This is a genomic window from Ohtaekwangia sp. (genome assembly GCF_036568665.1).
Lineage (GTDB): Bacteria > Bacteroidota > Bacteroidia > Cytophagales > Cyclobacteriaceae > Ohtaekwangia.
In genome coordinates this window covers 1-25,085 of the sequence record NZ_DATCSD010000284.1, presented here as the reverse complement: position 1 = coordinate 25,085, position 25,085 = coordinate 1, and the positions used below count along the sequence as shown (strand labels likewise).

The following is a 25,085-nucleotide window of genomic DNA, read 5'->3' as shown; positions in this document are numbered from 1 at the left end:
ATAACCTTGTTTTAATTTTTCGAGCTGCTTCAGCGCTTCGTCTGTTTTGTTTTGGTATAATAACAATTCAACGGAAGCATATTCTTTCAAAGCTTCCCCTAGTGAATCGAAAGCTATATTTTCTTTTATACGCATGCTCAGGTCAAGCGCATCGTTCGCGATTTCACGAGTCGTTGCTTCTTTCAAAATATCGAGATGTTCCTGGGCAAGTCTGAAATCGCCTTTGTAATACGATAGCTTCGCATTTTTCAATTTTGCCTCGTATCCCACAGGATTTTCTTTCTGCGTTTTTTCAACCTGCGAGTAAAGTAAAGTTGACTCCCACGGTTCTCCTTTCAGAAGATAAATATCACCCAGATCCAATTTTGCTTTTGAACGCAGATACATTGATGTGCGTGGGTTGGCTATAAGTTTATTCAGGATAAGAATGGAAGAATCTTTTTGATCAAGATAATTGGCAAACAAGAGTGCTTCGCTCCTTGCAGCTTCAAGCGCATTCGCATTATCCGGATATTGACGAATAAATTTTTTGTAATCATCAACGAGTGTCTTTACGGAATCGGCACTAACCGGATATGTCTTTCGAAGTCTGGCTTCGCGGGTTCGTATAAGGCCTAAGGTAGCCATAAGGTAGTTAGGCGTTCGGTTGTACTCACGAATAATATAGCGGTAGATCTTGGCCGCATTGTCATAGTCTTCATTATCCAACGCAACTCTAGCTACTTCCATGCTTTTTTCACCGTCATGTTTATACCGCTTGTCATACGCGCGCGCCTGAATAAAAGAAGCGTAGAAATTTTTTTGCTGCATTGTTACCCAGATCAGCAGGTCTGAGTAAACTTCCACATCCGGAAATTGTTGAACGCGATCGTAAAGCAATTTCTCCAAACTTGTTAATTCCTCTGGTTCAGTGAGAAGCGCCTGCATAACATTTTTTACATACTGAATATTGGCTGAAGTTTGGGTTACATAGTTCAAATACTCCTGAACCATTTTATCCTGGTTGCCTTTTAAGCGGTAGAGCATGGCCAAGTCAAGACTGAAGAGATTCGGATTGTTTAAAAAATTTCTGCTTTCGGTGAGCGCAACAATACCATACTCAATGAGCGTACGTGACGAAAAAAATTCTGCCATCATCTTTATCCGTTGCACGTTCATTTTATTTTCTGCGATCAGGTTGCGGTAATAATGATCAGCTTTCTGCAGCTCGCCTGATCTGACGTAGACCAAACCAACATCGAGCTTGTATTGAATATTATCAGGCTCTCTACGCAATAATTTTTTCAGGTATCCCTGGGCCTCATCGTAAGCGCCCAAGTCCAGCATAGTGTTTATATAGTTGTTATAAATGAACGAATTATTCACATCCTGTTTTGACAGCTCACGGTAAAGCTCAGCAGCTTTCTTTTTGTCGCCACGAAGTAAATATTCATTTGCGAGTTGAATCTCAGATTGATTTTGAGAGAAGAGAATTGACGAGTAGAGTAACGCTACGAAGAAGAGAACTATTCTACGTGCATTATTAATATGTATTATATTATATATATAGTATTTATAATTAGTCATGTCGAAATGTGGATAATACTCGATATAGCTCTCTTGTTGAGGGAATGTAGAATTAATTTACATTTTAAATAACTCTTTATCAAATCATTAAAGAGTTATGAACATGGTATGGAAGTGTGGATAGTGTGAGTGTGGATAGATGTCGATGTTAAAGAATGTTGGTAACTCGGTTACTGTCCACATGAATGTTCATGGATTATAAACGAGGGGCTTTTGTTATTAGTTTGTCTGAGTTTTTCAACATGATCTAACAAGTTATTGATAAGTTATCAACAGAGGACCGACCTCCCAATTGGCTTTGAGATTGATGGTCGGATTCCCTTTTTCGTTTCTATAGAAAATAATTGGTTCAGGTTCTTGATTGGTCAAGAAATTTCCTGGAGTCCATTTGCCATTTTTATCTTTATCAATGATAAGTCTGATTTGATATTCTGCTGGAGATAGATCTTCGAAAGTGGATTTTGGATTGTTGCTTATGCTTTGAATTACTTTAAATGACTTATCGAGTAGTTCTACAATAAAGTTTTGTTCTGTTGTTTTGATTTGTGTAAAGATTATTCCTGTTTCTTCAAGTTGAAGAGGTTTTAGTTGTTCTGTGGTTTGCTTTGAGCTATCGAGTTCTATACTTACAAATGTTGCTCGGCCAAAGTAGAGTTCGTTATTGATAATCTTTTTCGTTGGTGTTTTTGTATTAATGGGTGGCTTGGGTTGAGAAGATTTTTGCTGTTGTGATTCGTCTGGTTTGGCAAGGAGCTTCTTGTCAAATGTTTTGTGGATGGTTAGAATATTATGAAGGCTATCCCACGTCAGGTTTTCATGTGAAAATGTTATTGTATTAAGTGAGTCTATTTTATATACAATGCTATCGTAGTTTATATTTAGTAGCGGTTTGCTGAATAATATGCGGCCTTGAATAGTTCCCTTGTTAACTAGAACTCTGAAGCCTTCGGACTTAGAAGTAAATGCTTCGGGTTTAACTTCTCTTTTGTTAAACTTTACATACAGGGTAGTATCAATCGTGTTGTAGATGCTATCTGTAGCATTGAGTTTTACTGCTACACTGTCTTTCGTGTCAAAAGTATTGTAGACTTTTATGTTGGCCTGGTCGTCACCGAATGATGAGATAATTATTTCTCCGGGAGCTGACAGGTGGAAATTTGTTAGGTTTTTGGAGAGTTTAATATTGAAGTAAGTATTGTAAGGTCTGGTGTTGGTAAGCTTTAAGGTTCTTGCATCAAGTTTTATCAACGGGATGTTTATATTTTTGATATTGTTCGTTAGAAGTACGCTATCTGATAGAAATCCGTAGATTTCTGATTTGCTGTCTACTATTAGATTTCTGTTTTTGTCGTCTGATGCGTAGATGTGATAATAGCCTGGTTTCAAGTTTTCAATCGTGTAAATTCCTTTATCGTTGCTTTTTGTTAGATAGGCAGGTTTGTGTTTGAAAATGTTGAACGTGTCCGATTGATATAGAGCGATGGTAATGTCTTTTAATTCTTTGTTCTTAACAGGATCGAAAGCCCTGCCTGCTATAGATAACGAGTCGATGTAGTTTCCTGTGCTAATGGCAAGTTTGAGATTTACAGCAGAATTTTTTTCTGTGATGTCCTGAATAGCGTCTCGGAAGTTGAATGAGTAGGTTGTACTGTCTTTGAGTTTATTCTTTAATGTTAGCGTTACTTTGTTTTTGCGTGCAGTAGCTTCGTACTCTTTCCCTATATCCGGAGTTATAATTATTTGTTCTCTTGGGTTGTTGACAGCAACAATTTCATCAAAGAGGAGTTCGAGCTTTGTGTCTTTGAAATTAATCTGCCCTTTAGTTGGAAACGACTTTACGAGATGTGGTGGGATTGTATCCTTAGGTCCACCAGTGGGTGCAGTCTGCCTGGCACAACAAAGGAAGAACAATGGATAGATGAACCAGTGAAGATGTTTTGTGTTAATCATTTTCTAATAATATATATCAGGCTTGAATATTGGCCGGTCTTCTTTGCGCGAAGATTTGACAACATAGCGTTTTTAAAAGCAAGTATCATTCCGGGTAATCCTGATGTTGGGCTTTTGTACTTTTCGCTGAGCAGAGATATATAGTATGCATCTAGTTTCATAGGAATAATGTTGATGATAGAGAGACCATTCTTTTGCATGAGTTGATTCATGTTTTCACGTGAAAAGTGCCAAAGGTGTCGGGGTACATCATAACCAGCCCAATATTCTTTGTAATGTTGACCATCGCTACTTTGAAAGTTAGGTACGGCTATAAATAGTGTCCCTTTGTCTGATAGAAGAGATTTAAGTTGCTGTAGCGTTACGTCAAGATCTGGTACGTGCTCCAGAACGTGCCATAGAGTTATGCTATTAAATTTATTGCTATTTATTTGGTTAATCGATTGATAAACAGATAGTTGTAGATATTTAGATGCTTTTCTGGCATTTTCAGATGGTTCAATTCCTGTGGTTTGCCATCCGTTTTTAGAACACGCTTCAAGAAAAGCCCCTGTACCGCTTCCATAATCAAGTAGAGTTTTTTCAGAATTTTGATTGTACGTTTGAAGTAGCGATAGCTTCCATTGAAGGGTATATTTCCTGGCTAGGAGATATAGTCTGTCAAGTATGCCTTGAGCTTTATTGTTGTGCGATATATAACTTTCGGATAAGTAGTAAGAGCCTATAGTTGAATCATCGGGTCTTGGACTTGTAATGTGAAAAGAACAATTACTGCACTTTATGATTTCAAATGATTCATGTGAAACAGTATAATCTTTGCAGTTGAGATGTTTGTAGAATGTTGAGTTCCCGCAGATCGGGCAATTTGTTACGCTGATCATTTTCCAAGATAGATTGTAAGGACTGAAATATCTGATGGCGACACGCCGCTAATGCGTGTGGCTTGACCAAGTGTTTCTGGTTTAATCTTTTTGAGTTTTTCTCTTGCCTCGAGTGAGAGAGCTTTTACTCGGTCATAGTCAAAATCACTTTTGATTTTGAAGTCTTCGAGATTGCCAATCTTTTCGGCAAGTTTTTGTTCTCGGTCAATGTAGCTCTCGTATTTGATACTGATCTCTGCTTGCTCTTGTACTTCTATTGGATACTTGTTCATAAGATCTGCGATCTCAGGAGCTAGTGCTTTTGTTTCTGTGATCCCGAGTTGAGGTCTTTTCAGAAGATGAGCAATAGTAACTTTTTCGAGAATACTCGAAGTATTAAAGTTTGTAAGCTCAGTGTTTACGGTTTCAGGACCTACCTTGTTCTTCTTTAATTCTTGTAGTAATTGATTTACATGGGCTTTTTTGTTCAGCATTGTCTGAAAGCGCTCTTCATCAGCTAATCCCAATTTGTAGCCAAGTTCTGTAAGTCTTAAGTCTGCGTTGTCTTGCCTTAATAGAATTCGATATTCAGCCCTTGATGTAAACATCCTATAGGGTTCTTGTGTACCCTTGCTAACGAGATCGTCAATAAGTACTCCGATATAGGCTTCTGACCTCTTGAGAATAAAAGGATCTTTTTCAAAAGCTTTATTGTGAGCGTTGATCCCGGCCATCAATCCTTGACAGGCTGCTTCCTCATAACCAGTTGTTCCGTTTATCTGGCCCGCAAAAAATAGATTTTGAACTAGTTGAGTTTCCAGGCTTAGATTTAGTTGAGTGGGTGGAAAGAAGTCATACTCTATGGCATAGCCTGGTCTGAACATCTTTGCTTTTTCAAAACCGGGAATCTTTGTTAGGGCTTGGTACTGTATCTCTTCAGGAAGAGAGGTCGAGAAGCCATTTACGTATATCTCCACGGTATTCCATCCTTCAGGTTCAACAAATATTTGATGACGTTCTCTCTCTGCGAAGCGATTTATTTTGTCTTCTATGGAAGGACAGTATCTTGGTCCAAGCCCCTTTATTCTCCCCTGAAACATTGGAGATTTATCGAATCCTTTTTTTAGCTCCTCGTGGACTGTGTCATTGGTGTAGGTTATCCAGCAGCTAGCTTGTTTATTCAATGGTACGGTATTGGAATAGGAGAATTTTCCTGGGTTTTCGTCTCCCGGTTGTTCTTCCATCTTCGAGTAATCTAGGCTACGACCATCTATTCTGGGTGGCGTGCCCGTTTTCATTCTTCCTGATTCAAAACCGAGACTGACTAATTGTTCTGTTAATCCAGTGGCGGCTTTCTCTGCTGTTCTCCCACCCCCAAAGTTCTTTTCACCTATATGAATCTTACCATTAAGAAATGTTCCGTTTGTAAGAACTACGGCTTTGGATTTTATCTCTAAACCCAGAGCAGTTTTTACACCAACAGCTCTTCCATCTTTTACAAGTATCTCCTTGACCATTTCCTGCCAGAAATCCAGGTTTGGCGTCCTTTCAAGAGCAAGCCTCCACTCTTCAGAAAATCTCATTCGATCATTTTGTGTTCTAGGGCTCCACATTGCAGGACCTTTTGATCGATTGAGCATTCTAAACTGAATCATTGATTTATCTGAGATAATACCAGAGAGTCCACCCAGAGCATCTATCTCTCGAACAATTTGCCCTTTAGCCACTCCACCCATTGCAGGATTACATGACATCTGGGCAATGGTGTTCATGTTCATCGTTATCAAAAGAACTTTAGAACCCATTGCAGCAGCGGCATGTGATGCCTCACAACCAGCATGACCTGCCCCCACTACTATTACATCATACTCTGGAAATATCATAGTTGTAACTTTCTTATTTCTGACTTCTTGTTTCACGTGGAACAAAGTTGCCCACAAAATCTTTCCACATTTCCACATTTATGTTTCACGTGGAACCAGATTGATATGTTTTATGGTGTTTTATTTGTGTTCCACGTGGAACTTACCGCAAAGATAGATAGCTGTCTTCTTTTCTGCGCATTACGGTTTTTTTCTGTGCAGTCTTGTCCGTGTATCCTATAAGGTGTAATACTCCGTGGATGATGACCCTATGAATCTCTTCGTCAAAAGGACGGCTGAACTTTTCAGAGTTTTCTTTGACCCTGTCAATGCTGATAAAGATATCGCCTTCGATCAAGTTCTTTTCTTCACTTGAATCGAAGGTTACGATATCTGTATAGGTTTTATGATTGAGATACTGAATGTTGATTTCCCGGAGGTAATCGTCTGAACAAAAGATGAAATTCAGATTTCCAGGCTTCTTCTTCTCTTTTAGGATAGTGTTCTTTATCCAACGGCTTGTCTTAACGGGATGAGGGAGTTTAAATTTAGTGTCTTCGGTGAAAAATCGTACGAGAGCCATTAAGAGTTCATGTAAAAGCTAAGTTCAACAACACGGCCATCATCTTTGAAGTCAACTTCATCCGAAAGATGTTTCATCAGAAAGATTCCACGACCTCCGGGCTTCTCCAGATTTTCCGGAGCTGTTGGATCTGGAAGATTATCATAATTAAATCCTTTGCCCTCGTCCTTTACTATGAATTTTATCATGCTGTCTTCTAAGGAAAGGCTCAAATGAACATTCTTTGACTTATCACTCGCATTGCCATGCTTAATGGCATTGTTCACGGCTTCTGTCACAGCTATCATAATGTTCCCATAGATATCATCGTCCAGGTGGAAACGTTCCTTTGCATTATCAATAAAGCTTTCAATCATTCTGATGTTTTCCATTAAAGATGGAACCTGGATGCTGATCGTGTTCATGTGCCGTTGTTATCCCTGTTATTGGTTATTCATTCTTTTAAAATAGTCGCTTACTTCTTTCTTATAGTAAGGGTAAAGTTTTGGTGGAACTGTTTTTAGCAATTCTACTTCTTTTTCCTTGAGTCGCAAATATTCCTCAAATGCCTTTGGTATTTCTTTGTCATAATCCTTTGCGGTCTCTCCTTTTCTTTCCTCATCCATGTCTTGCTCACGCATTGACTTCTCAGTCTCGAGCATTCTGGTTAAAATATCCTGTTGTCTTTTTATTAGCTGGTCGGTTAGTTGTTTATTCACCAAATCCATTTCTGTCTGCTCCATTTTGGATGGTAAATCTCCGCCAGGCATTTTTCCATCCTCTTTCATCTTTTCCTGCATGTCCTGAAGCGCTTTCCTAATCCGCTCCTGCTCTGCAGCCATTTCTGCCAGCTCCTCAGAAAGTTGGCGACCAGATTTGCCACTTCCTTTTAGATCCTGAATCTTCTGATTCAATTGCTGCTGCATTTGACTGAGGCTTGGCTTTTGCCCCTTTTGCTTAGATTTTCCCATCGAGGGTTGTGCATTTGACATCATCTGCATCATTATATCAAAATGATCATCCAGCATTAAAGCCAAGTTATTGATGGATGTCATGCTGGCCTGCATTTCGGTAGAAGCCTGGGGTCTTCTTCTTTCTTTGTTTGATTCTATCACCTTATCAAGATGATCATTTAGCTCACTAACTTCTTTTGTTACGATCGTGCCCATAAAAGGATCTCGTTTTCCGAGCGCCAACAAACTGTCTTCCAATACACGGGCATCATCTTTCAGTTTTAATTGTTGCTGCGCAAGACCATTAAAGCGTGGGTCACTTTGGTTTAGCTCAGAGAAATTTTTCATCAAAGCTTCTTGATCGAAAGAAAGTTTTACAAGACCGTGAATGATTTGACGCAAGCTTTCGATGTTCTGCATATCCATCTCCATTGACATGGAGCTTTGAGCACCTTCCATCTGCTGCTGCATTTTTTGCATTTGTTTTATGGCCTTTTGCTGTGGTGCTTTTGATTTGGAAGGCTGGTTTTGCTGCAGCATTTCTTTGCTCTGCTCCTGCTGTTCGCCTGCCTCATTTGAATCTTCTTTAGATGGAAGCTCTTTATCCTTATCCAATTCCTGACCCAGTTTTTTAAGGTCTTCTATTTTCTCTGAAGTCTTTTTGAGCTCTTCATTCAACTTTTCCTGGTCTTTAGCCAGTTCCTGACTTTCAGAATTACTACTGTCGTTTTTCTCCCCTTTGCTATCGTCTCCCTTGTTGCTTTTATCCGACTTGTCTGGTTTGCTGTTGTTCTTATCGGATTTCTCCTTGTCCAACGATTCTGTCTTTTCTAACAAAGACTGCTGCTCCTTAACTTGCTTTTTGATGTCTTCAATGGCTTGGTCGAGCTTATAATCGTATTGCAGTTGCTTGAACAATTCCAATGTGCGTTCCAATTCCTTTTCAAGGTTGTTGGTGTTCTGGTTTAGCTTATCGAGTATTTTCTGGAGTTGAGATACGTCTGTATTTTCCTTTAATAGCTTTTGAAGTTCTTCAAAGAGCTTCTTTGTTTCTGGATCCAGAAGCTCGTCCATTAGTTTTTGAATCTGCTGCGCCTTTTCACGAATGCGCTCATCCTGTTTAGTGAAAGCCTCTTTTTTCTGTTCCAGCAGTTTATTCTCCTCTTTCACCTGTTCGAGCATGTTGTCAAGACTTTGCTTTTGCTGAATGATGTCCTCCAACATTTTCTTGTCTTGCCAATCCAGGCTTTGTTTTCCTTTAAGCTTTTGATAGGCCTGGTCTATCTTTTCTTGAAGCTTGTTAGCCTTTGACTCGCTCTGATTTATTTTTTGCTGTGTTTGCGCTTGTGATTGATTGATTTCAGTAACAAGATTATCCTTGGATGGAATCAGAAAAGTATAATAACCGGTCTTCGTAGATTTTCTTCCATTTACACCATCGTTATCCCAAACTTGTAAGTAATATTCCAATTGTTCTCCTGGTTTTAAATCAAGTGAATCAACAGACCAGTTATAGAAGAAACTTTGCTGCAGTTGATTTTTGGCTATGGGAATGCTAACACTCTTTGAAAGGATCTCTTTCTGTTTTTCATTTCTGATTCGATAATGAAGTAATAACTGCGTTATGCCATAGTCATCGCCTAATGATCCTCCCAGAATTACTCGCTGATATAGCACGGAGTCTTTGAAATTGTTAACTGTTATTTGAGGAAACTGATCTTTAATAACATCCACCCGGTATGAAATCTTCTCTTTGTTTTTACTCTTCTCATTTTCCAGAACAATTTCATATTGATCAGGACTTCTAAACTCTTTTTTAAATGTAAACATCTGATTATCAGATGACTGTAAGTTATTGGAGACATTCTCAGAAGAAAATGAAATGCTGGCGTGCCCTGTATTAGCTGCAGAGAGGTTCCAGTGAACCTGGGTCCCTTCGGGTATTTCGAGGTTTCCGGAGTTAACAAGCCTTTCTGACGAGCGCTGCAGATATCGGGGGTATTCCAGATCAATTGTGAACTGAGTCAATTCAGGGCGATTGATAAGTGACACGTGAAACACTTCAGAAAAGAACCCAGCAGCCTCAATTTGGAAATCGAAAGCTTGTTGAATCTTTTCAAAATGATAGACAAATTCTCCATTTGTTTTAGCCTCCAGCTTTAACCGCTGATCACCCGCCACCAGGTAAGCATCTTCTGGAATAGCCTTTCCATTCAGTTGAATGTTTACATCAAGATCTTCATTATAAAATGCAGTAAGAGATTTTTGATCAACCAGAAATTCGAAAGGGGCCTGAGGCGAATATTGCCGCGTAAAGTTTACAATGCGTTGAGTGCTTAAGGTAAGAATGCTGCTGTTGAAGAAAATGATACCAAAAATTGCAGCGAACGGAATGAGAAGATATTTGAGATGCTTTTTGTTTTCACCTATATCGATGAAGCTATCGAACTGAAGTGGGGCGAAGTCTTTTGACTTTTGTTCTATACTGGCGTAGGTGAGTGCTGAGCTACTTTTTGAGGCATCAAGCTGAATAAGATTTAACAGCTTATCATTTATGGATGGCACATGCTTGCCAATGATCTTTGCGCTTTGTTCTTCATTTAGCCCTCTTCTTGCAATCCACCATCCTAGAGGCTCTTTCAGAAATCGATATGTGCAGAAGAAGGCAACACCAATGAAAGTAAAGAAGATCAGGAACCTGGCCCAGGGACTCAGCCACAAGTTGTATTCAATTAATGTGGCTATCAGAAAATAGCTTGCTAAAATTGCCAGTGATAAAATGGTGCCCTTCACGAAAATATTGAGATAATACTTCCGCTTGAACGATCGGATCTTTTCATGAATCTGCTCTACACCCGTCCCCATAAAATGTGCATGTTTAGTAATAGTCAAAAACGCAACAACCTGATTTAAAGTTGACAAGTTCTAAGATAGCGGCTTGCTATTTCGAAAACAAAGCGTTGACTTGTAAACGGACACAGTACTACTCACCGTGTTTTGGCAATGACCAATCATACTCTTTTTCGAAGTACTCGATCACGTGCATCTTTAAAAGTTTCTCCTGTTCCAGTAAATCAAAGTGCGGCAGTTTTTTTATCAGCTTCCAATAGGGCCAGCCATCTTTATCTTGTCCTTCCAATTCGTAATAACCAGAGTAGCTTAACACTTTACATATACCAATATGTATTAAGTCTTGCTTCTCCTCTTTGCTGAATATTTTTTTCCCTCTTCCCAATTCCTGTACTCCGATTAGGAAGAGAACTCCGTTGAGATCTTTTGGTTTTTTACCAATCATTTTTTCGATCTCAACAAGAAGCGCTGCCCATGTACGATCCAGTTCAAGATCTCGTTTAAACATTTTGCAGTTCCTCCCAGTACTCAAAAGCTCTGCGCAAATGTGGAATAACAATTGTCCCACCGACAAGTGTTGCAACGCCCATTGCTTCATGAACTTCATTGGTAGTAAATCCAACTTCCTTGCATTTGCCTAGATGATAGCGAACACAATCATCACAACGAAGAACCAGTGAGCACGTGAGTCCAATCAATTCTTTAGACTTCACATCAAGATGTCCTTCAGCGTAAGCATTGGTGTCGAGGTTAAATATTCGCTTAATGATCAGGCTATCGGAAGCCATAATCTTGTCATTCATTTTACTGCGGTATGTATTGAAATCTTCAACAAGTCCCATAGCCTTTCTCGTTTTGTTTTTTGGATTTATTTATATTTAAAAAATTCAGTTGTCGGCAAATATATTTCTAAAATGATTAATTCTTTGGTTACAGAGGTCTTCTCCGATTTCGTTTCCCTGTTCTTTCCAACTTGTTGTCTTGCCTGTTCCAATTCATTGGCAAAAGGAGAGGAACTGGTTTGTACAAAATGCATGTTGGAGATTCCTCAAACCAATTATCATCGCACAGATCATAATCCGTTACATGATCGATTGTCGAACCGGTTTAAGCTGGAGAAAGCAACAGCGCTCTTTCGCTTTTCTAAAACCAGCAGAGTTCAACATTTGTTGCATGCGTTGAAGTATAAACACCAGCCCGAGATTGGTATTATGCTGGGCAAGGTGCTTGGACAACGATTAGCAGAAACGAGTGGGTGGAATCAGTCTGATCTGATCATTCCTGTTCCGCTTCACAAATCGAGGAGGAGAAAACGAGGGTATAATCAAAGTGCCAAGTTCGCTGAAGGACTTTCAGAAAAATTAACCATTCCTTTTTCGGATGATATACTGGAGAAGAAAGTAAAAACAGATACACAGACGAAGAAAAATAAACTGAATCGCTGGCAAAACGTTGATGAAGTTTTTCACGTGAAAAATCCTCTTGCTATTAAAGACAAGAGGATTCTTCTTGTGGATGATGTGATCACAACCGGAGCGACTGTTGAGGCTTGTGCACAAACGCTGATTAAAAATGGCTGCCGCGCCATACAGGTTGCCAGTATTGCAGAAGCTTAATCGTTCTTGAGATTATCTACAGGATTGGCAAGAGCAGCCCGTATAGTTTGCGAACCGATCGTTAATGTTCCTAATAGAATCAGGATTACTACTGCCAAACCAACCACACTCAAACCGAACTCTGTTCTATAGGCTACCTGCTCTAACCAAAGATTGTTGATAAACCAGGCTGTTGGTACAGCTAAAACAATAGCGATTATCAAGAGGATAAAAAATCCTTTTGATAACAATACCACTAGCGCGCGATCGCTTGAACCCAATATCTTGCGAATGGAAATTTCTTTCAAACGGGTTTCGGTTGTATATGTGGCCATGCCTAACAAACCAAGACAAGATATGATGATAGCCATGAACGCAATAACACCAATGATGCTTACAAAATCACTGAACACAGTTTTGTAAAACGACCGCACCTCTTCTTCAAAATCTTTATAATCAACTTTCATAGTCGGGTTGATTTTAGCCCATGCCGTTTCTATACTTTTGATCGCCTCTTCTCGCGAGCCGGTATATTTCACCTGCAAAAGATTGAACCGCTCGGGATTATAGCGCAATGCCATTGCCTCCAGCTTACTCACCATCATCTGGTGATTGTAATTTTTTACTACGCCAGCAACTTCATACCGGGAAGAGTCTTCCTGCAGATATAGAAATTCTCCGATCGCATCGTGTGGAGATCCTAATTTCAATTCTTTAACAGCCTCTTCATTGAGAAGGATCAGATTCTTGTTGCGTTCGGTATTTTGCAAATCAAAATTCTTCCCGGCTACCAATGGTATTTCCATATTGGTTAGATAGCCTTCGTCTACAAAGAAATAGTCTAACAGAAAACCATCTTTATCCTGAAGTTCTTTTTTAAAATTGTCGCCATACGTAATGCCTGTTGCCGGAACATGCGAGGCTCCTGCTATACTCTCAATATTGCTATAGGAACTTAGTTGTGTTTTGAGCGATGTATATGAAGTATTGCTTAGGCGTACATTGATTTTATGATCCATGGCAAAGCCATGATTGGCCTTCGTGAAAAGCTGCAACTGATTGTAGAGCAACAGCACCGAAATGATAAAAATGAGTGACAATGTAAACTGTGCGATTAACAACGATTTGCGTAACGTAAGCCTGGAGAATAACTTTATACCAGAAATATTCTTCAAAACTTTGGCCGGTTGAAATTTGGACATGATCACTGCCGGGAAGAAACCAGCCAAAAGACCGATAACTATACTAAAGCCAAAGAACGCCAGGTATACATATATATTTCCTTCCAAGTCCCACTTGAGTGCCTTGGCAAATTGCAGATTGAGCATGAAAGGTCTTACAGCCATCAAAAAAAGAAGAGCGACTCCCAACGAGAAAAGAGAAATGATGACAGCCTCCGAAATGAACTGTATAAATATCTGATAGCGATAGGCTCCATTTACTTTTCGAACACCTATTTCCCTGGCGCGTGTAAGCGCTCGCGCAATAGATAGGTTTGTGTAATTAAAACACGAAGTAATCATAACAATCAGCGCAAGGCCTCCGAAGAAATAGACAAAGATCATTGGCATGAAGGGTCCGATCGGGTTGTTGATAAATGCACCGGGTGTTATGCTGGAAATGTTTTGCAGGTAAAATGTATACCCACGCTCCTCTTTATCTTTTGCCTGCTGGGCGTGTTGTTTTTTGGCAATAGTGTTGAGATGCGTTTCTATCTCGCTCGAAGAATGTTTTTCATCCAGCAACAGATATATCCAGCCTGCAGTAAAATTCTCCCAACCCGAATCTGTTTTGTTGAACGTGCTATCTGCCTCCAAACTTTTTATAGTGGAATAAGATGCTAACCCTTCAAATACAATGTGCGACTTGTGCAGAGTTTCTTTCAGAACACCGGTAACTTTATACTCTCCTATCTTACCTACTTTAATTACCTCGCCAACCGGATTCTCTTCTTTAAATAATTTCCTGGCGGCTTTCTTGGTGAGCACAACCGAGTAGGGTTCTTTCAATGCTGTTTTTGCATCGCCCTGTTCAAGCTCATATTCAAAAACGTCCAGCGCCTCCGGGTCTACAAAGAACCCTGATAAGGGTATATTTATATCTCGTCCCGGTTCAAGCTCCAGCCAGTTATTGCCAAAACCTCTTCTGATTCTTACGGCTTTTGATATACCCGTGTAGTCTTCAAGAAGGATCTGCGCAAGAGGTTGAGGAGCCGTAGACATTTCGTTACCGGCTGTAGACCCGTCAGGATTCAGATAACGAGTGATGATCCGGTAGACACGATCGCGTTTTGTATTATACCGATCGTACATCAACTGATCAGTTACGAGCATCATGATGCCGAGGCAAATCGACATACTTATAGCCAGACCAAAAATGTTGATGAATGAAAAAAATCTATGCCTGCGCAGATTACGCAGGGCAACCTGTATATAATTCTTGAACATAAAAGAGGGGGTTGAAAAGGGAAAGATGGAGAGAGGTCTTTACTGAAACAGCGATCTTACTTTATATCCCGTTTCACCAGAAAATAATAAATGAGAAAGCCCAGTGAAAGAGAAACAGCAAACAATCCATACGGTAAAGTAGAGTCTGGGCGAACGTCAAGATAATCCATGGCGATTAGCGATATTCCTCCGAAGAAGGCAATCAATCCCCATTTGAGTGAAGAGAATTTATTCTCAGCAGTATGAGCTCTAAATATTGATTGACTTTCTTCGTTTACAAATCCTTTATCAATCATTTTCTTCTTCAGTATATAATCGGTGATAACCTTGGTGAAGAAATATACACTTGTACCGAAGCTTCCAATTATGGCGATGGGCATTAGAACGTGTTCCATAAAATTTGAGTTTGTTTTTGTTTGCAGGGTATGACACACCGCTACTTGTGAATGTTGCAGCGTTTTAATCTTTTTCAGAAAGATTTTGATCGGAAACATTTTCGTTACTTTCTGCAACATCTTTCCGCCCCACATTGTCTAACCCATCAATGATAGATGAAAAGGCGCTTATCTCCAGGACTATACAGGGAGATCTGCAGGCCTTCACGCTGTTGATTAAACAGCATGAAAGGCTTGTAGCTCACATGATCGGCCGATTGATAAAAAACAACGAAGAGCGTGAAGAACTTTGTCAGGATGTATTTTTAAAAGTATACGACAGACTTGGAGAGTTTAATTTTCAGTCTAAACTGTCTACCTGGATAGCGACCATTGCCTACCGGCATGCGATCAACCACCTGCGCAAGCGCAGAATTCCGCTTGACCATATTCCGGATGAAGAACGTTTCTTTTCTTCTTTTATCCAGGATGAAAACCCGGAATCATTACTGGAGGATAAAGACATGGATGATTTTATTTTAAAGCAGATCGACCTGTTACCCACCAGCTATAAAACTGTACTTACACTATATCATTTGGAAGGAATGAGCTACGAAGAAATAGGTGCAGTAACGGCCATGCCCGAAGGAACGGTAAAGAGCTATCTTTTTCGTGCCCGCATGCTCCTTAAAGAAAAAGTAAAGAAGTATATTGCTAAAGAAGAATGGTTATGAGCGAAGAAGAAAAAAGACTTCAGGAAAAAATAGAATCCGGTGTGTTCTCCGACTCTCCGGACGAAAGAGTATATCAGCAAGTTTTCAATTCATTGGAAAAGGAGCCAGTCTATACTTTGCCACGAAATTTTGCCTCTTCTGTTGTAAGAAAAATTGAGCTCCAACAAAGTCGCTCACTAAAACGCGAATACTTCTGGCTTGTGGCAGGTATAATTGTTTTGCTGGTGGTAATGATTATTGCTACGGCCTTAACCGGATTTGTACCGAGTGCCGGATTTTTATCTAAAATTTCAGGCTACAAAGGCGTGTTCCTCTTTGGTACCATCTTTATTTTTCTGCTGAACTGGATCGACAAGAAATTTATCCGAACAAAACAGACTACGCTGTAATTTTAATTTTGCGCTTTACCCCTATATTAGCGATGTATAATATTTAAAGTCCGCTCATATTCATGGTAAAGTTTCTTACTGTTGTGCTGAGCTTTATGCTCAGTATATCTTTTGCACAAAAATATTCTGGTGACAGTTGGTCAAAAGTAAAAATGAAAGGATCTGGTTCGCTAACGATTGTGTACTACGATCAGGCTGGTCTCATTCAAAATGTAAACGGTAAAATGAAGGGCGTTTGCGTAGATATACTCTCTGATTTTGCTGAGTATGTAAAAACAAAACACAACGTTTCGCTAAATATAAACTACGCTGGCGAAGAGCACGAGTTCTCTTCGTTTCTGAAAGTTGTACAGCAAACACCCGGTATTCTCGGAGTAACGAATACCAGTATAACAGATGAGCGGAAAAAGATCATGAAATTCACTCCGCCTTTTATGACAACGCAGTTGGTGTTGCTCACCAATCAACAATCTCCAACCTTGAGTAATTTAACGGATCTGTCTAAAACTTTCCAGGGTTTTACAGCCCAGGTCATAACCGGTAGCACCCACGTTAAATACGTAGACAAGATCAAAAAACAATATTATCCTGATCTCAATGTAGTATACGCACCATCCAGCGAAAGCGTGATAAAGAATCTCACGACAAACCCTAAAGTGTTTTCAATTCTCGACTTCACCGAGTACGTTGGTGTGGTTCGTAAAAAGCTTCCAATCAAAAGACATGACGTTGAACTTGGCAATGCCGAGGAACTTGGATTTATTATGGCGAAGCAAACAGACTGGGATCAGGTCTGGAGTGAATTTCTTACGGCCGATTATCGTAAAAGCGTTCGCTACAAGAAAATCATTGCTGATAACCTCGGTTCCACGTTTTTGAATCTCGTTCGGTAGTACATTTATTGCTGCTTTCTTTTTTGATTTCCCTGATAAGACTGATGTTTTATTGGCTGGTTTTGATGAGTTCTCTCCTTAATAAACTTTTTCTGATCAGCCATTGATCGAGAATGCAATCGTTTCACTTTTGTGATTGCATCCTATATTTGCGCTCAAATAAAAAATTCTGCTATGAGCTATCGCATTGAAAAAGACACCATGGGTGAGGTGCAGGTTCCTGCCGATAAATATTGGGGGGCCCAGACTGAGCGTTCACGTAATAATTTTAAGATTGGTCCTGAAGCCAGCATGCCGAAGGAAATTATATATGCCTTTGCCTACTTGAAGAAGGCCGCAGCTATGGCCAACCAGGAATTGGGCGTTCTTTCTGCAGATAAGAAAGATCTGATAGCGAAAGTTTGTGATGAGATTCTTACAGGAAAACTTGATAGCGAATTTCCGTTGGTAATCTGGCAAACCGGTTCGGGTACACAGAGCAACATGAATGTTAACGAAGTGATTGCCTATCGTGCTCATGTGATGCAGGGAGGTAAACTTACGGATGAGAAAAAAGTACTTCATCCGAATGATGACGTAAATAAATCACAGTCATCTAACGATACATTTCCTACAGCTATGCACATCGCTGCGTATAAGCAGGTGGTTGATGTTACGTTGCCGGGAATGAAAAAACTGCGCGATACACTCGCAAAGAAATCAGAAGCGTATAAAAATATAGTAAAGACTGGCCGTACGCACTTTATGGATGCTACTCCACTTACTCTCGGCCAGGAGTTTTCAGGCTATGTTCAACAGATCGACAATAGCATTCGTACTATAAAAAATGCATTGGAAGTTGTTTGTGAGCTGGCTTTGGGAGGAACCGCTGTAGGTACCGGACTAAATACTCCTAAAGGTTACGATGTGCTCGTAGCAAAAAAAATAGCGGAACTAACGAACCTTCCATTTATAACGGCACCGAATAAATTTGAAGCTCTTGCTGCGCACGATGCTATGGTAGAACTATCGGCAGCACTGAAACGTGCAGCGGTATCTTTTATGAAGATAGCAAACGACATTCGTATGCTAAGTTCAGGTCCTCGTTCAGGTATAGGCGAAATTATAATTCCGGATAACGAGCCTGGTTCTTCGATCATGCCTGGCAAAGTAAATCCTACACAGCCGGAAGCATTAACCATGGTATGTGCACAGGTGATTGGTAATGATGTAGCCGTTTCTGTTGGTGGTTCTATGGGACATTTCGAGTTAAATGTTTTCAAACCTGTAATTGCAGCGAACGTACTTCAATCAGCAAGACTTATTGGTGATGCCTGCGTTTCTTTCAACGATAAATGTGCAGAAGGTATAGAGCCGAACGAACCGATCATCAAACAACACCTGGAGAACTCGCTGATGCTGGTAACATCTCTGAACACGCATATCGGTTATGAGAACGCAGCGAAGATTGCCAAGAAGGCACATAAGGAAAATAAAACTTTGCGCGAAGCAGCTGTGGAGTTAGGCTTGCTCACCTCCGAGCAGTTTGACCAGTGGGTGCGACCTGAAAAAATGGTGGGAAGCCTTTGATAAATAGGGCCTTCTGAAAAAAATTATAAATTTATTTGTACTTTTAATGGGATTTAAACCACAACAAGCCATGAAATATAGACTTACTTTATTTTTTTGTCTGGCTTTCATTTTTTCATCTTCACTAGTTTTCGGACAACTTTCAAAACAGGAAAAGAAGGAATGGAAGAAGAAAGCCAAAGAGTTTTCTAAAAGTCCGGAAGCCCTTAAGCAATTAACAGAAGAAAAACAGTCTGCAGAATCGCAGGTATCTTCCCTCAATCAGAAAGTTACTCAGATGCAAGGTCAGATTAGTGATAAAGATGCGAAGATCGTGCAACTGGAAGATGAACTAACGCAAAGCAAAGGTCAGCTTACAGCAACCAAAGCGGAGTTGGCACAACTAAAAGAAAATCCTGTTATAAACCCAATGGACTTCTCGAAGGGAATTGTGTTTAAAGTTCAGATTGGTGCTTTTAAGAATAAAAACCTGACGAAGTATTTTGATAACAATCCAAACTTTGGAGGTGAAGCTAAAGAAGGTGAACCACAGAAAATAACGATTGGAATTTTTCGCGATTACTGGGAAGCAGACACCTTTAAAAAATATATGCGCGAAATGGGTGTAAAAGATGCCTGGATCGTTCCTTACAAAGATGGTCAGCGTGTAGAAATCAAAGATGTTCTTGAAGGCGTTGTGAACGAAAAACCTGCAGAGAGCTCTAAGTAAAAATCATTCTGTTTAAGTAGAAAAGCAGTGGTAAAGCACTGCTTTTTTTGTTTATTACAAGTCTATCGAAATGCGCATCATAGAATTTTCAAAAGACAAGCACTGCTTTATTTTTGTGGAATGACCTGCTCGAAGATTTTTATACTACTGTTATTTCTTTTACCCGTTACACTCCTGGCGCAAATTCGTGTGGGAACGCTCATAATAAAGAAACACGAAGTATACGACATTGGTCAGTCTGATATTCTTGTAGCCGATACATTGATCATGCTCGACTCTTCGCGCCTCGTACTGAATAAACTTAAACGTGAAAATTATCTCCGCATAGGAACAGCCATCATTGGCAATCGTTGTGTTATTGACGGCCATGGTATAAATGGAAAAACAGGAAGAGCTGGAAAATCCGGAGTAAGTCCTACGGTTCCTTGCAGCTCAGGTTTACCGGGTGGAAATGGAGGCAGAGGATTGGATGGTACTCCAGGCATCAACCTTTTTCTGTATCTTGAGAGAATAACACTGAGAGGAACGCTCATCATTGACCTCGGAGGCGGAGACGGTGGCAAGGGCGGAGATGGCGGCAATGGCGGAGGCGGAAGTCCCGGCACAGTACATTGCTTTGGTGGCGATGGTTCTAACGGAGGAAATGCAGGGCCTGGAGGTAATGGCGCCAACGGTGGGACACTAACATTGAACAGCGCTATCAGTCAAAAAATAAAAGACATGATTGGCAAGCAAATTCTTGTCAGAAATGGTGGAGGCTATGCAGGTTCTCCTGGGAGAGCCGGTTATCATGGCCCGGCCGGACTTGGGCCTGCACGTAAAAATGGTAAAGATGGTTTGCCCGGAACAGAAAGTGCCAGTGGTATATCTGGTAATCAGGGTAAAATAAATTTCGAATCAAACTAAGAAGATGTATAAACGATGGATACAAAAAGAAATACCCTCATCTCAGGAAGTCGAACAACTTTCGCAGGCTATAAATGTTAACCGTTGTCTTACTTCAATTTTACTTCAGCGAGGAATAAATGATTTTCAGGAAGCAAAAGATTTTTTTCGTCCTTCGCTGGAACAGCTTCATGATCCTTTTCTGATGAAGGATATGGACAAAGCTATTGTCCGATTAAAACAAGCAATCGACTCGGGAGAAAAAATCCTCATCTATGGAGACTACGATGTGGATGGAACAACAGCTGTTTCGTTAGTATATAGCTATATTCATAATTTCTACAAGAACTGCGAAGTATATATACCCGACCGCTATGCCGAAGGCTATGGTGTTTCTCTGGCAGGTATTGAATGGGCCGAGCAAAATGGATATACCTTGATCATTGCTCTTGACTGTGGGATAAAATCTTCGGAGCTCATAGATATAGCACAGCACAAGGCTATAGATTTTATTGTTTGCGATCACCACTTGCCAGACGATAACATTCCCCACGCAGCAGCTGTGCTCGATCCGAAAAGAAAAGATTGCACGTATCCTTACAAAGAGTTAAGCGGTTGTGGCATCGGTTTTAAATTAATACAAGCTTACGCGCAGAAATTTCGCGATGAACAAGAGCTATATCAATATCTTGATCTTGTAGCTGTAAGTATAGCATCCGATATAGTTCCGATCACAGGAGAGAATCGTACGCTTGCTTATTTCGGTTTACGTAAACTCAACGAAGACCCATCACCAGGTTTAAAGGCGTTAAAAGATATCGCAGCTATAAAAAACGACCTCGATATTTCCGGAATAGTATTTACCCTGGGGCCACGCATTAATGCCGCCGGGCGTGTAGCACATGCCCGGGCAGCCGTTGACTTATTGATATCAAAAACAGAAGCAGAAGCTAACGATCTGGCCGAGAAAATCAATGTTAAAAATGATCTTCGTAAACAGTTTGATTCTGATATAACGGAGGAAGCGATCTCGATGATCGAGAACGATGATGCACTGCGTTCGGCAAAATCTACTGTACTTTTCAAAAATACCTGGCACAAAGGCGTAATTGGCATAGTTGCTGCTCGGTGTGTAGAAAAGTTTTACAGACCAACCGTGATCTTAACAGAGTCGAACAATAAAATTACCGGTTCTGCCAGGAGTGTAAATGGCTTTGATCTATATAATGCTATTCTCGAATGCAGTGACCTGTTGGAGAAATTCGGTGGCCACAAATACGCTGCCGGGTTAACATTGGATATACAAAATCTCGAATCGTTTCAGCGGAGATTTGAAGAAGTAGTTTCTTCAACTATAACGGAAGAAATGCTTACACCGGTTATAGAGATTGACATGCCTCTGCACTTCAATACCATTGCTCCTAAATTTTTGAATGTGCTGAAGCAAATGGCACCATTTGGTCCGGAGAATCAACGACCCGTGTTTGAGGCAGACAATGTTTATGTTTTCAATTCTCTTTCGAGCTTCAAGGATAAACACGTTCGCTTTCTTGCCGCACAAGAAGGCAGTGATAATGTATTTCAGGCTGTAGGGTTTGATTTAGCGGAGCATTATGACCGGTTGTCAAGGCGCGATCTTTTCAAGATGACTTTTACTGTAGAAGAGAACACGTTCAACGGAACAACATCGATTCAATTAAGAATTAAAGACATTAAATTTCACTGAAATGGTATTGCGCGCAGAGAATCTGATGAAAAAATATAAAACCCGCACGGTAGTAAACAATGTTTCTGTGCAGGTTGCTCAGGGTGAAATTGTAGGATTACTCGGACCCAATGGTGCCGGAAAAACAACTTCGTTCTATATGATTGTTGGGTTGATAAAACCGAACGAAGGAAAAATATTCCTTGATGATCAGGAGATAACTCCATTACCCATGTATCAGAGAGCACGTATCGGGTTAGGGTATCTTGCGCAGGAAGCATCGGTGTTTAGAAAACTCACCGTTGAAGAAAACATTATGTCAGTATTGGAGATGCGCGACTTTACCGCTCAACAGCGAAAAGAAAAAGTAGATGAGTTGATTGAAGAATTTAGTCTTCATAAAGTGCGCAAGAACATGGGCATGTCTCTTTCAGGAGGAGAAAGAAGACGAACCGAAATTGCCCGCGCACTTGCCGTTGATCCTAAATTTGTTTTGCTGGATGAACCTTTCGCAGGTGTTGACCCGATCGCGGTCGAAGAAATTCAGACCATCGTTGCCAAACTGAAGAATAAAAATATAGGTATACTTATCACCGATCACAACGTAGATGAAACTTTGTCGATTACCGATCGCGCGTATCTGATGGTAGATGGTAAATTATTCAAATCAGGCACAGCACAAGAACTGGCGAGCGACCCTCAGGTTCGTAAAGTATATCTCGGACAAAACTTTGAGTTGCGCAGAGCTAAGGTTACGTTTCAGAATGAGGAGCAATGGAATGATCCTTCCGAGGGTTTATAGAAAAGCCTTTTCTGTAAGAATAAGGCTCTTTTCTTCTGATAAATAATCTCATTTATCTTGTAAAATCAGCGGGAAACAAATCCTGTAGTTTTAGTATTTTTGGTTTTACACAAGTGTAAATGGGACTGATCAATTCCATATTGACGTGGGTCATGAAGAAGCGCATCCATCAGATAGAGCTCTTCATGAAGTATCCACATGAAGTACAGGATGAGCTTTTCAGAAAGCTTATTCAAACAGCCCGTTATACAGAGTTTGGTGCACAGTATGATTTTAGCAGCATCCAGACATACGAACATTTTCGCGAACGTATACCCATTCATACTTACGAAGATCTCTTCCCTTCTATTGAACGTCTCATGCGAGGTGAGCAAAATATACTGTGGCCTACAGAGATCAAGTGGTTTTCAAAATCTTCCGGCACCACAAATGCACGCAGTAAATTTATACCAGTGTCGCAAGAGGCATTGGAAGATTGTCATTTCAAAGGCGGAAAAGATCTGATCTCGATCTATGTCAATAACTTTCCGGATACAACATTATTCGATGGTAAAGGTCTTGCTGTTGGAGGAAGTCATCAGATAAATGATTTTGATCCGAGCGCAAGTTCATACTATGGCGATGTGTCGGCTGTAATTATGCAGAACCTTCCACAGTGGGCACAATTCATTCGCACACCCAGTCTTGAAACAGCATTGATGGGAAACTGGGAAGAAAAGATCGAGAAAATGGCGCGCGAAACGGCACGCGAAACAGTTACGAATATAGCGGGCGTACCAACTTGGACGCTACTGCTTATTCAGCGGGTTGTTGAACTGGAAGGAAAGAATAATATACTTGACGTGTGGCCGAACCTCGAAGCATTTTTTCATGGGGCGGTGTCGTTCACGCCGTATCGTGCATTGTTCAAGACGTTGATCCCATCGGACCGCATGAACTACTGGGAAATATATAATGCCAGCGAAGGATTTTTCGGTATACAGGATCAGCGTAACTCCGAAGAAATGTTGTTGATGCTCGACTATGGAATTTTCTATGAGTTTATTCCGGTATGCGAACTGGAAAAAGAAAATCCGCGTGCACTGTCGCTAAGTGAAGTAGAGTTGAATACAAACTATGCCATGGTAATTTCTACCAACGCAGGTTTGTGGCGGTATAACATTGGTGATACAATTCGGTTTACTTCACTCTCTCCTTATCGCATAAAAATATCCGGACGGACCAAACATTTCATCAATGCTTTTGGTGAAGAACTGATCGTTGAAAATGCTGAGACGGCTATTGCAAAAGCGTGTGAACAAACCGGCGCGATCATTGAAAACTTTACGGCTGCCCCTATATATCTCGGGCACGGTAAAAAGGGCGGGCACGAATGGATTATAGAGTTCAAAGAAAAACCTTCCGATCTTAATGATTTTACGAGAGTGTTGGACAGAGTTCTTCGCGAAATAAATTCAGACTACGATGCCAAACGAGCGCATGATCTTGCCTTGGTGGAACCGCGCATACATAGCGTAGAGGAAGGAACGTTTTATAATTGGATGAAGAGCCGTGGAAAGCTTGGTGGTCAAAATAAAGTTCCGCGACTTTCTAACTCACGTGAATACGTGGAAGATATTCTGAAGATGATGGCAGAAGCCTGATCTATAGTATACAACACAATGGTATTGGTATATTGTGTTGTATACTATTTATAATTACTTGATTGTAAAAGTTCCTTCGCTGAGTATAGTCATTGGCACATCGGTATCAGAAGGAATCATACCTCCGGCCAATAATTTCATGGTGCCTTTTATTTCAGATACAAGCTGCATTTCAGAAGGCCATCCGGTTTTTATATCAACCTTTCCTTTGGTCATTTGATGGCCGGTGAAATCTACTTTCGCTTTTAAACCATTTACGGTAATTACTTTCTCCTTGTCAGTAGTTACTATAATACCATCGCTGTTTACAGTAGCAATAGAGCCTTCCAGGTTTTCAAACTTCCATGTGTTATTTATCTGCATCGGAAAACTAAGTGCTGTGCTCACAGAGTTTTTCCAGGTATCTCCAGTCTTTACTTTCACAGCGGCATATTGAATAAGCGAAGCTTCTATACTTGCCTTGATAGATTGCTCACTCAGAGCTTGCTGAAGCGATTGCTTAGCTTGCTCGGCAGCGGCAGCGTCAAGACCGATTTCTGATATGCCGGAATATAATTTTTCAGTGCCTTCTACTTTCTCTATAGCACCTTGCTTATTCATAAAGATGAAGAAAGGTTTTTGCGTCATGCTCTTCATTAATTTATTCTGCATGTTCTCAGCATCACCTTCGCTGTCCATCGCTATATCTCCCATAGGTGCAGGCATTTTCATAAGCATTTTAATTTTGGAGTAAGTCG

The 25,085-nt window shown here is 40.4% G+C and carries 22 protein-coding genes; 10 read left to right on the top strand and 12 right to left on the bottom strand.

Features of this window, described 5'->3' with window-relative positions; genetic code table 11:
• The 9 genes from VIN08_RS15700 to VIN08_RS15660 form a co-directional block, all read right to left on the bottom strand.
• Positions 1 to 1,566 (bottom strand): tetratricopeptide repeat protein (locus VIN08_RS15700; RefSeq protein WP_331966986.1); only part of this gene is annotated, 1,566 nt, incomplete at its 3' end.
• A 255-nt stretch (positions 1,567 to 1,821) separates the two neighbouring features.
• Complete coding sequence (locus VIN08_RS15695; protein ID WP_331966984.1) at positions 1,822 to 3,516, bottom strand: Ig-like domain-containing protein; 1,695 nt, start codon at positions 3,514 to 3,516, stop codon at positions 1,822 to 1,824.
• Positions 3,513 to 4,397, bottom strand: a complete 885-nt coding sequence (locus VIN08_RS15690) for a class I SAM-dependent methyltransferase (protein WP_331966982.1) — start codon at positions 4,395 to 4,397, stop codon at positions 3,513 to 3,515. The genes VIN08_RS15695 and VIN08_RS15690 overlap by 4 nt, the downstream gene beginning before the upstream one ends.
• Positions 4,394 to 6,256: a tRNA uridine-5-carboxymethylaminomethyl(34) synthesis enzyme MnmG gene (mnmG, locus tag VIN08_RS15685; RefSeq protein WP_331966988.1), complete on the bottom strand. Its 1,863-nt coding sequence runs from the start codon at positions 6,254 to 6,256 to the stop codon at positions 4,394 to 4,396. Before mnmG ends, VIN08_RS15690 begins: the two co-directional genes overlap by 4 nt.
• Before the next feature lie 145 nt (positions 6,257 to 6,401).
• Positions 6,402 to 6,821, bottom strand: coding sequence for an rRNA maturation RNase YbeY (gene ybeY / locus VIN08_RS15680; protein ID WP_331966980.1), 420 nt, complete (start codon positions 6,819 to 6,821; stop codon positions 6,402 to 6,404).
• Positions 6,821 to 7,225: an ATP-binding protein gene (locus tag VIN08_RS15675; protein ID WP_331966979.1), complete on the bottom strand. Its 405-nt coding sequence runs from the start codon at positions 7,223 to 7,225 to the stop codon at positions 6,821 to 6,823. The genes ybeY and VIN08_RS15675 overlap by 1 nt, the downstream gene beginning before the upstream one ends.
• A gap of 18 nt (positions 7,226 to 7,243) precedes the next feature.
• Entirely contained in the window at positions 7,244 to 10,675 is a 3,432-nt protein-coding gene (locus tag VIN08_RS15670; protein WP_331966977.1) for a hypothetical protein, read from the bottom strand.
• A gap of 61 nt (positions 10,676 to 10,736) precedes the next feature.
• Positions 10,737 to 11,111, bottom strand: a complete 375-nt coding sequence (locus VIN08_RS15665) for a hypothetical protein (RefSeq protein ID WP_331966975.1) — start codon at positions 11,109 to 11,111, stop codon at positions 10,737 to 10,739.
• Positions 11,104 to 11,445 (bottom strand): carboxymuconolactone decarboxylase family protein, encoded by a 342-nt coding sequence (locus VIN08_RS15660; protein WP_331966973.1) that lies wholly within the window; start codon positions 11,443 to 11,445, stop codon positions 11,104 to 11,106. Before VIN08_RS15660 ends, VIN08_RS15665 begins: the two co-directional genes overlap by 8 nt.
• A gap of 192 nt (positions 11,446 to 11,637) precedes the next feature.
• Here VIN08_RS15660 and VIN08_RS15655 point away from each other — a divergent pair, with 192 nt between their 5' ends.
• Positions 11,638 to 12,219 (top strand): ComF family protein, encoded by a 582-nt coding sequence (locus tag VIN08_RS15655; RefSeq protein WP_331966971.1) that lies wholly within the window; start codon positions 11,638 to 11,640, stop codon positions 12,217 to 12,219.
• On the opposite strand, the gene VIN08_RS15650 is transcribed toward VIN08_RS15655, so the two are convergent.
• Positions 12,216 to 14,645 (bottom strand): ABC transporter permease, encoded by a 2,430-nt coding sequence (locus VIN08_RS15650; RefSeq protein ID WP_331966969.1) that lies wholly within the window; start codon positions 14,643 to 14,645, stop codon positions 12,216 to 12,218. The genes VIN08_RS15655 and VIN08_RS15650 overlap by 4 nt on opposite strands.
• A gap of 56 nt (positions 14,646 to 14,701) precedes the next feature.
• The gene (locus VIN08_RS15645; RefSeq protein WP_331966968.1) at positions 14,702 to 15,040 is read right to left on the bottom strand and encodes a DUF6249 domain-containing protein; all 339 of its coding nucleotides are present in this window, start codon (positions 15,038 to 15,040) and stop codon (positions 14,702 to 14,704) included.
• Positions 15,041 to 15,189: 149 nt separating this feature from the next.
• On the opposite strand from VIN08_RS15645, the gene VIN08_RS15640 reads away from it, so the two are divergent.
• The 9 genes from VIN08_RS15640 to VIN08_RS15600 all read left to right on the top strand — a co-directional run bounded on the left by VIN08_RS15640 (position 15,190) and on the right by VIN08_RS15600 (position 24,348).
• Positions 15,190 to 15,753 carry an RNA polymerase sigma factor gene (locus VIN08_RS15640; RefSeq protein ID WP_331966966.1) on the top strand — a complete coding sequence of 188 codons (564 nt, stop codon included), beginning with the start codon at positions 15,190 to 15,192 and terminating at the stop codon, positions 15,751 to 15,753.
• The gene (locus VIN08_RS15635) at positions 15,750 to 16,142 is read left to right on the top strand and encodes a hypothetical protein (RefSeq protein ID WP_331966964.1); all 393 of its coding nucleotides are present in this window, start codon (positions 15,750 to 15,752) and stop codon (positions 16,140 to 16,142) included. Before VIN08_RS15640 ends, VIN08_RS15635 begins: the two co-directional genes overlap by 4 nt.
• Before the next feature lie 62 nt (positions 16,143 to 16,204).
• Complete coding sequence (locus VIN08_RS15630) at positions 16,205 to 17,035, top strand: substrate-binding periplasmic protein (protein WP_331966962.1); 831 nt, start codon at positions 16,205 to 16,207, stop codon at positions 17,033 to 17,035.
• Positions 17,036 to 17,209: 174 nt separating this feature from the next.
• The gene (gene fumC, locus VIN08_RS15625; RefSeq protein WP_331966960.1) at positions 17,210 to 18,604 is read left to right on the top strand and encodes a class II fumarate hydratase; all 1,395 of its coding nucleotides are present in this window, start codon (positions 17,210 to 17,212) and stop codon (positions 18,602 to 18,604) included.
• Positions 18,605 to 18,674: 70 nt separating this feature from the next.
• Positions 18,675 to 19,313, top strand: a complete 639-nt coding sequence (locus tag VIN08_RS15620) for an Ezrin/radixin/moesin family protein (RefSeq protein ID WP_331966958.1) — start codon at positions 18,675 to 18,677, stop codon at positions 19,311 to 19,313.
• A 120-nt stretch (positions 19,314 to 19,433) separates the two neighbouring features.
• On the top strand, positions 19,434 to 20,219 hold the full coding sequence (locus tag VIN08_RS15615; protein ID WP_331966956.1) for a hypothetical protein: 786 nt from the start codon (positions 19,434 to 19,436) through the stop codon (positions 20,217 to 20,219).
• Between the two features lie 4 nt (positions 20,220 to 20,223).
• Positions 20,224 to 21,924: a single-stranded-DNA-specific exonuclease RecJ gene (recJ, locus tag VIN08_RS15610; RefSeq protein ID WP_331966954.1), complete on the top strand. Its 1,701-nt coding sequence runs from the start codon at positions 20,224 to 20,226 to the stop codon at positions 21,922 to 21,924.
• A gap of 1 nt (position 21,925) precedes the next feature.
• Complete coding sequence (gene lptB, locus VIN08_RS15605) at positions 21,926 to 22,705, top strand: LPS export ABC transporter ATP-binding protein (protein ID WP_331966952.1); 780 nt, start codon at positions 21,926 to 21,928, stop codon at positions 22,703 to 22,705.
• A gap of 152 nt (positions 22,706 to 22,857) precedes the next feature.
• Positions 22,858 to 24,348, top strand: a complete 1,491-nt coding sequence (locus VIN08_RS15600; RefSeq protein WP_331966950.1) for a GH3 auxin-responsive promoter family protein — start codon at positions 22,858 to 22,860, stop codon at positions 24,346 to 24,348.
• Between the two features lie 54 nt (positions 24,349 to 24,402).
• On the opposite strand, the gene VIN08_RS15595 is transcribed toward VIN08_RS15600, so the two are convergent.
• On the bottom strand, positions 24,403 to 25,085 hold a 683-nt coding region (locus VIN08_RS15595), incomplete at its 5' end, for a DUF6263 family protein (RefSeq protein ID WP_331966948.1).

Bases quoted from the DNA above. Each gene is read 5' to 3' on its own strand.
- VIN08_RS15695 (WP_331966984.1), bottom strand. From the start codon at position 3,516: ATGATTAACACAAAACATCTTCACTGGTTCATCTATCCATTGTTCTTC.
- VIN08_RS15690 (WP_331966982.1), bottom strand. From the start codon at position 4,397: ATGATCAGCGTAACAAATTGCCCGATCTGCGGGAACTCAACATTCTAC.
- ybeY (WP_331966980.1), bottom strand. From the start codon at position 6,821: ATGGCTCTCGTACGATTTTTCACCGAAGACACTAAATTTAAACTCCCT.
- VIN08_RS15675 (WP_331966979.1), bottom strand. From the start codon at position 7,225: ATGAACACGATCAGCATCCAGGTTCCATCTTTAATGGAAAACATCAGA.
- VIN08_RS15665 (WP_331966975.1), bottom strand. From the start codon at position 11,111: ATGTTTAAACGAGATCTTGAACTGGATCGTACATGGGCAGCGCTTCTT.
- VIN08_RS15660 (WP_331966973.1), bottom strand. From the start codon at position 11,445: ATGGGACTTGTTGAAGATTTCAATACATACCGCAGTAAAATGAATGAC.
- VIN08_RS15655 (WP_331966971.1), top strand. From the start codon at position 11,638: ATGTTGGAGATTCCTCAAACCAATTATCATCGCACAGATCATAATCCG.
- VIN08_RS15650 (WP_331966969.1), bottom strand. From the start codon at position 14,645: ATGTTCAAGAATTATATACAGGTTGCCCTGCGTAATCTGCGCAGGCAT.
- VIN08_RS15645 (WP_331966968.1), bottom strand. From the start codon at position 15,040: ATGGAACACGTTCTAATGCCCATCGCCATAATTGGAAGCTTCGGTACA.
- VIN08_RS15640 (WP_331966966.1), top strand. From the start codon at position 15,190: ATGATAGATGAAAAGGCGCTTATCTCCAGGACTATACAGGGAGATCTG.
- VIN08_RS15635 (WP_331966964.1), top strand. From the start codon at position 15,750: ATGAGCGAAGAAGAAAAAAGACTTCAGGAAAAAATAGAATCCGGTGTG.
- VIN08_RS15630 (WP_331966962.1), top strand. From the start codon at position 16,205: ATGGTAAAGTTTCTTACTGTTGTGCTGAGCTTTATGCTCAGTATATCT.
- fumC (WP_331966960.1), top strand. From the start codon at position 17,210: ATGAGCTATCGCATTGAAAAAGACACCATGGGTGAGGTGCAGGTTCCT.
- VIN08_RS15620 (WP_331966958.1), top strand. From the start codon at position 18,675: ATGAAATATAGACTTACTTTATTTTTTTGTCTGGCTTTCATTTTTTCA.
- VIN08_RS15615 (WP_331966956.1), top strand. From the start codon at position 19,434: ATGACCTGCTCGAAGATTTTTATACTACTGTTATTTCTTTTACCCGTT.
- recJ (WP_331966954.1), top strand. From the start codon at position 20,224: ATGTATAAACGATGGATACAAAAAGAAATACCCTCATCTCAGGAAGTC.
- lptB (WP_331966952.1), top strand. From the start codon at position 21,926: ATGGTATTGCGCGCAGAGAATCTGATGAAAAAATATAAAACCCGCACG.
- VIN08_RS15600 (WP_331966950.1), top strand. From the start codon at position 22,858: ATGAAGAAGCGCATCCATCAGATAGAGCTCTTCATGAAGTATCCACAT.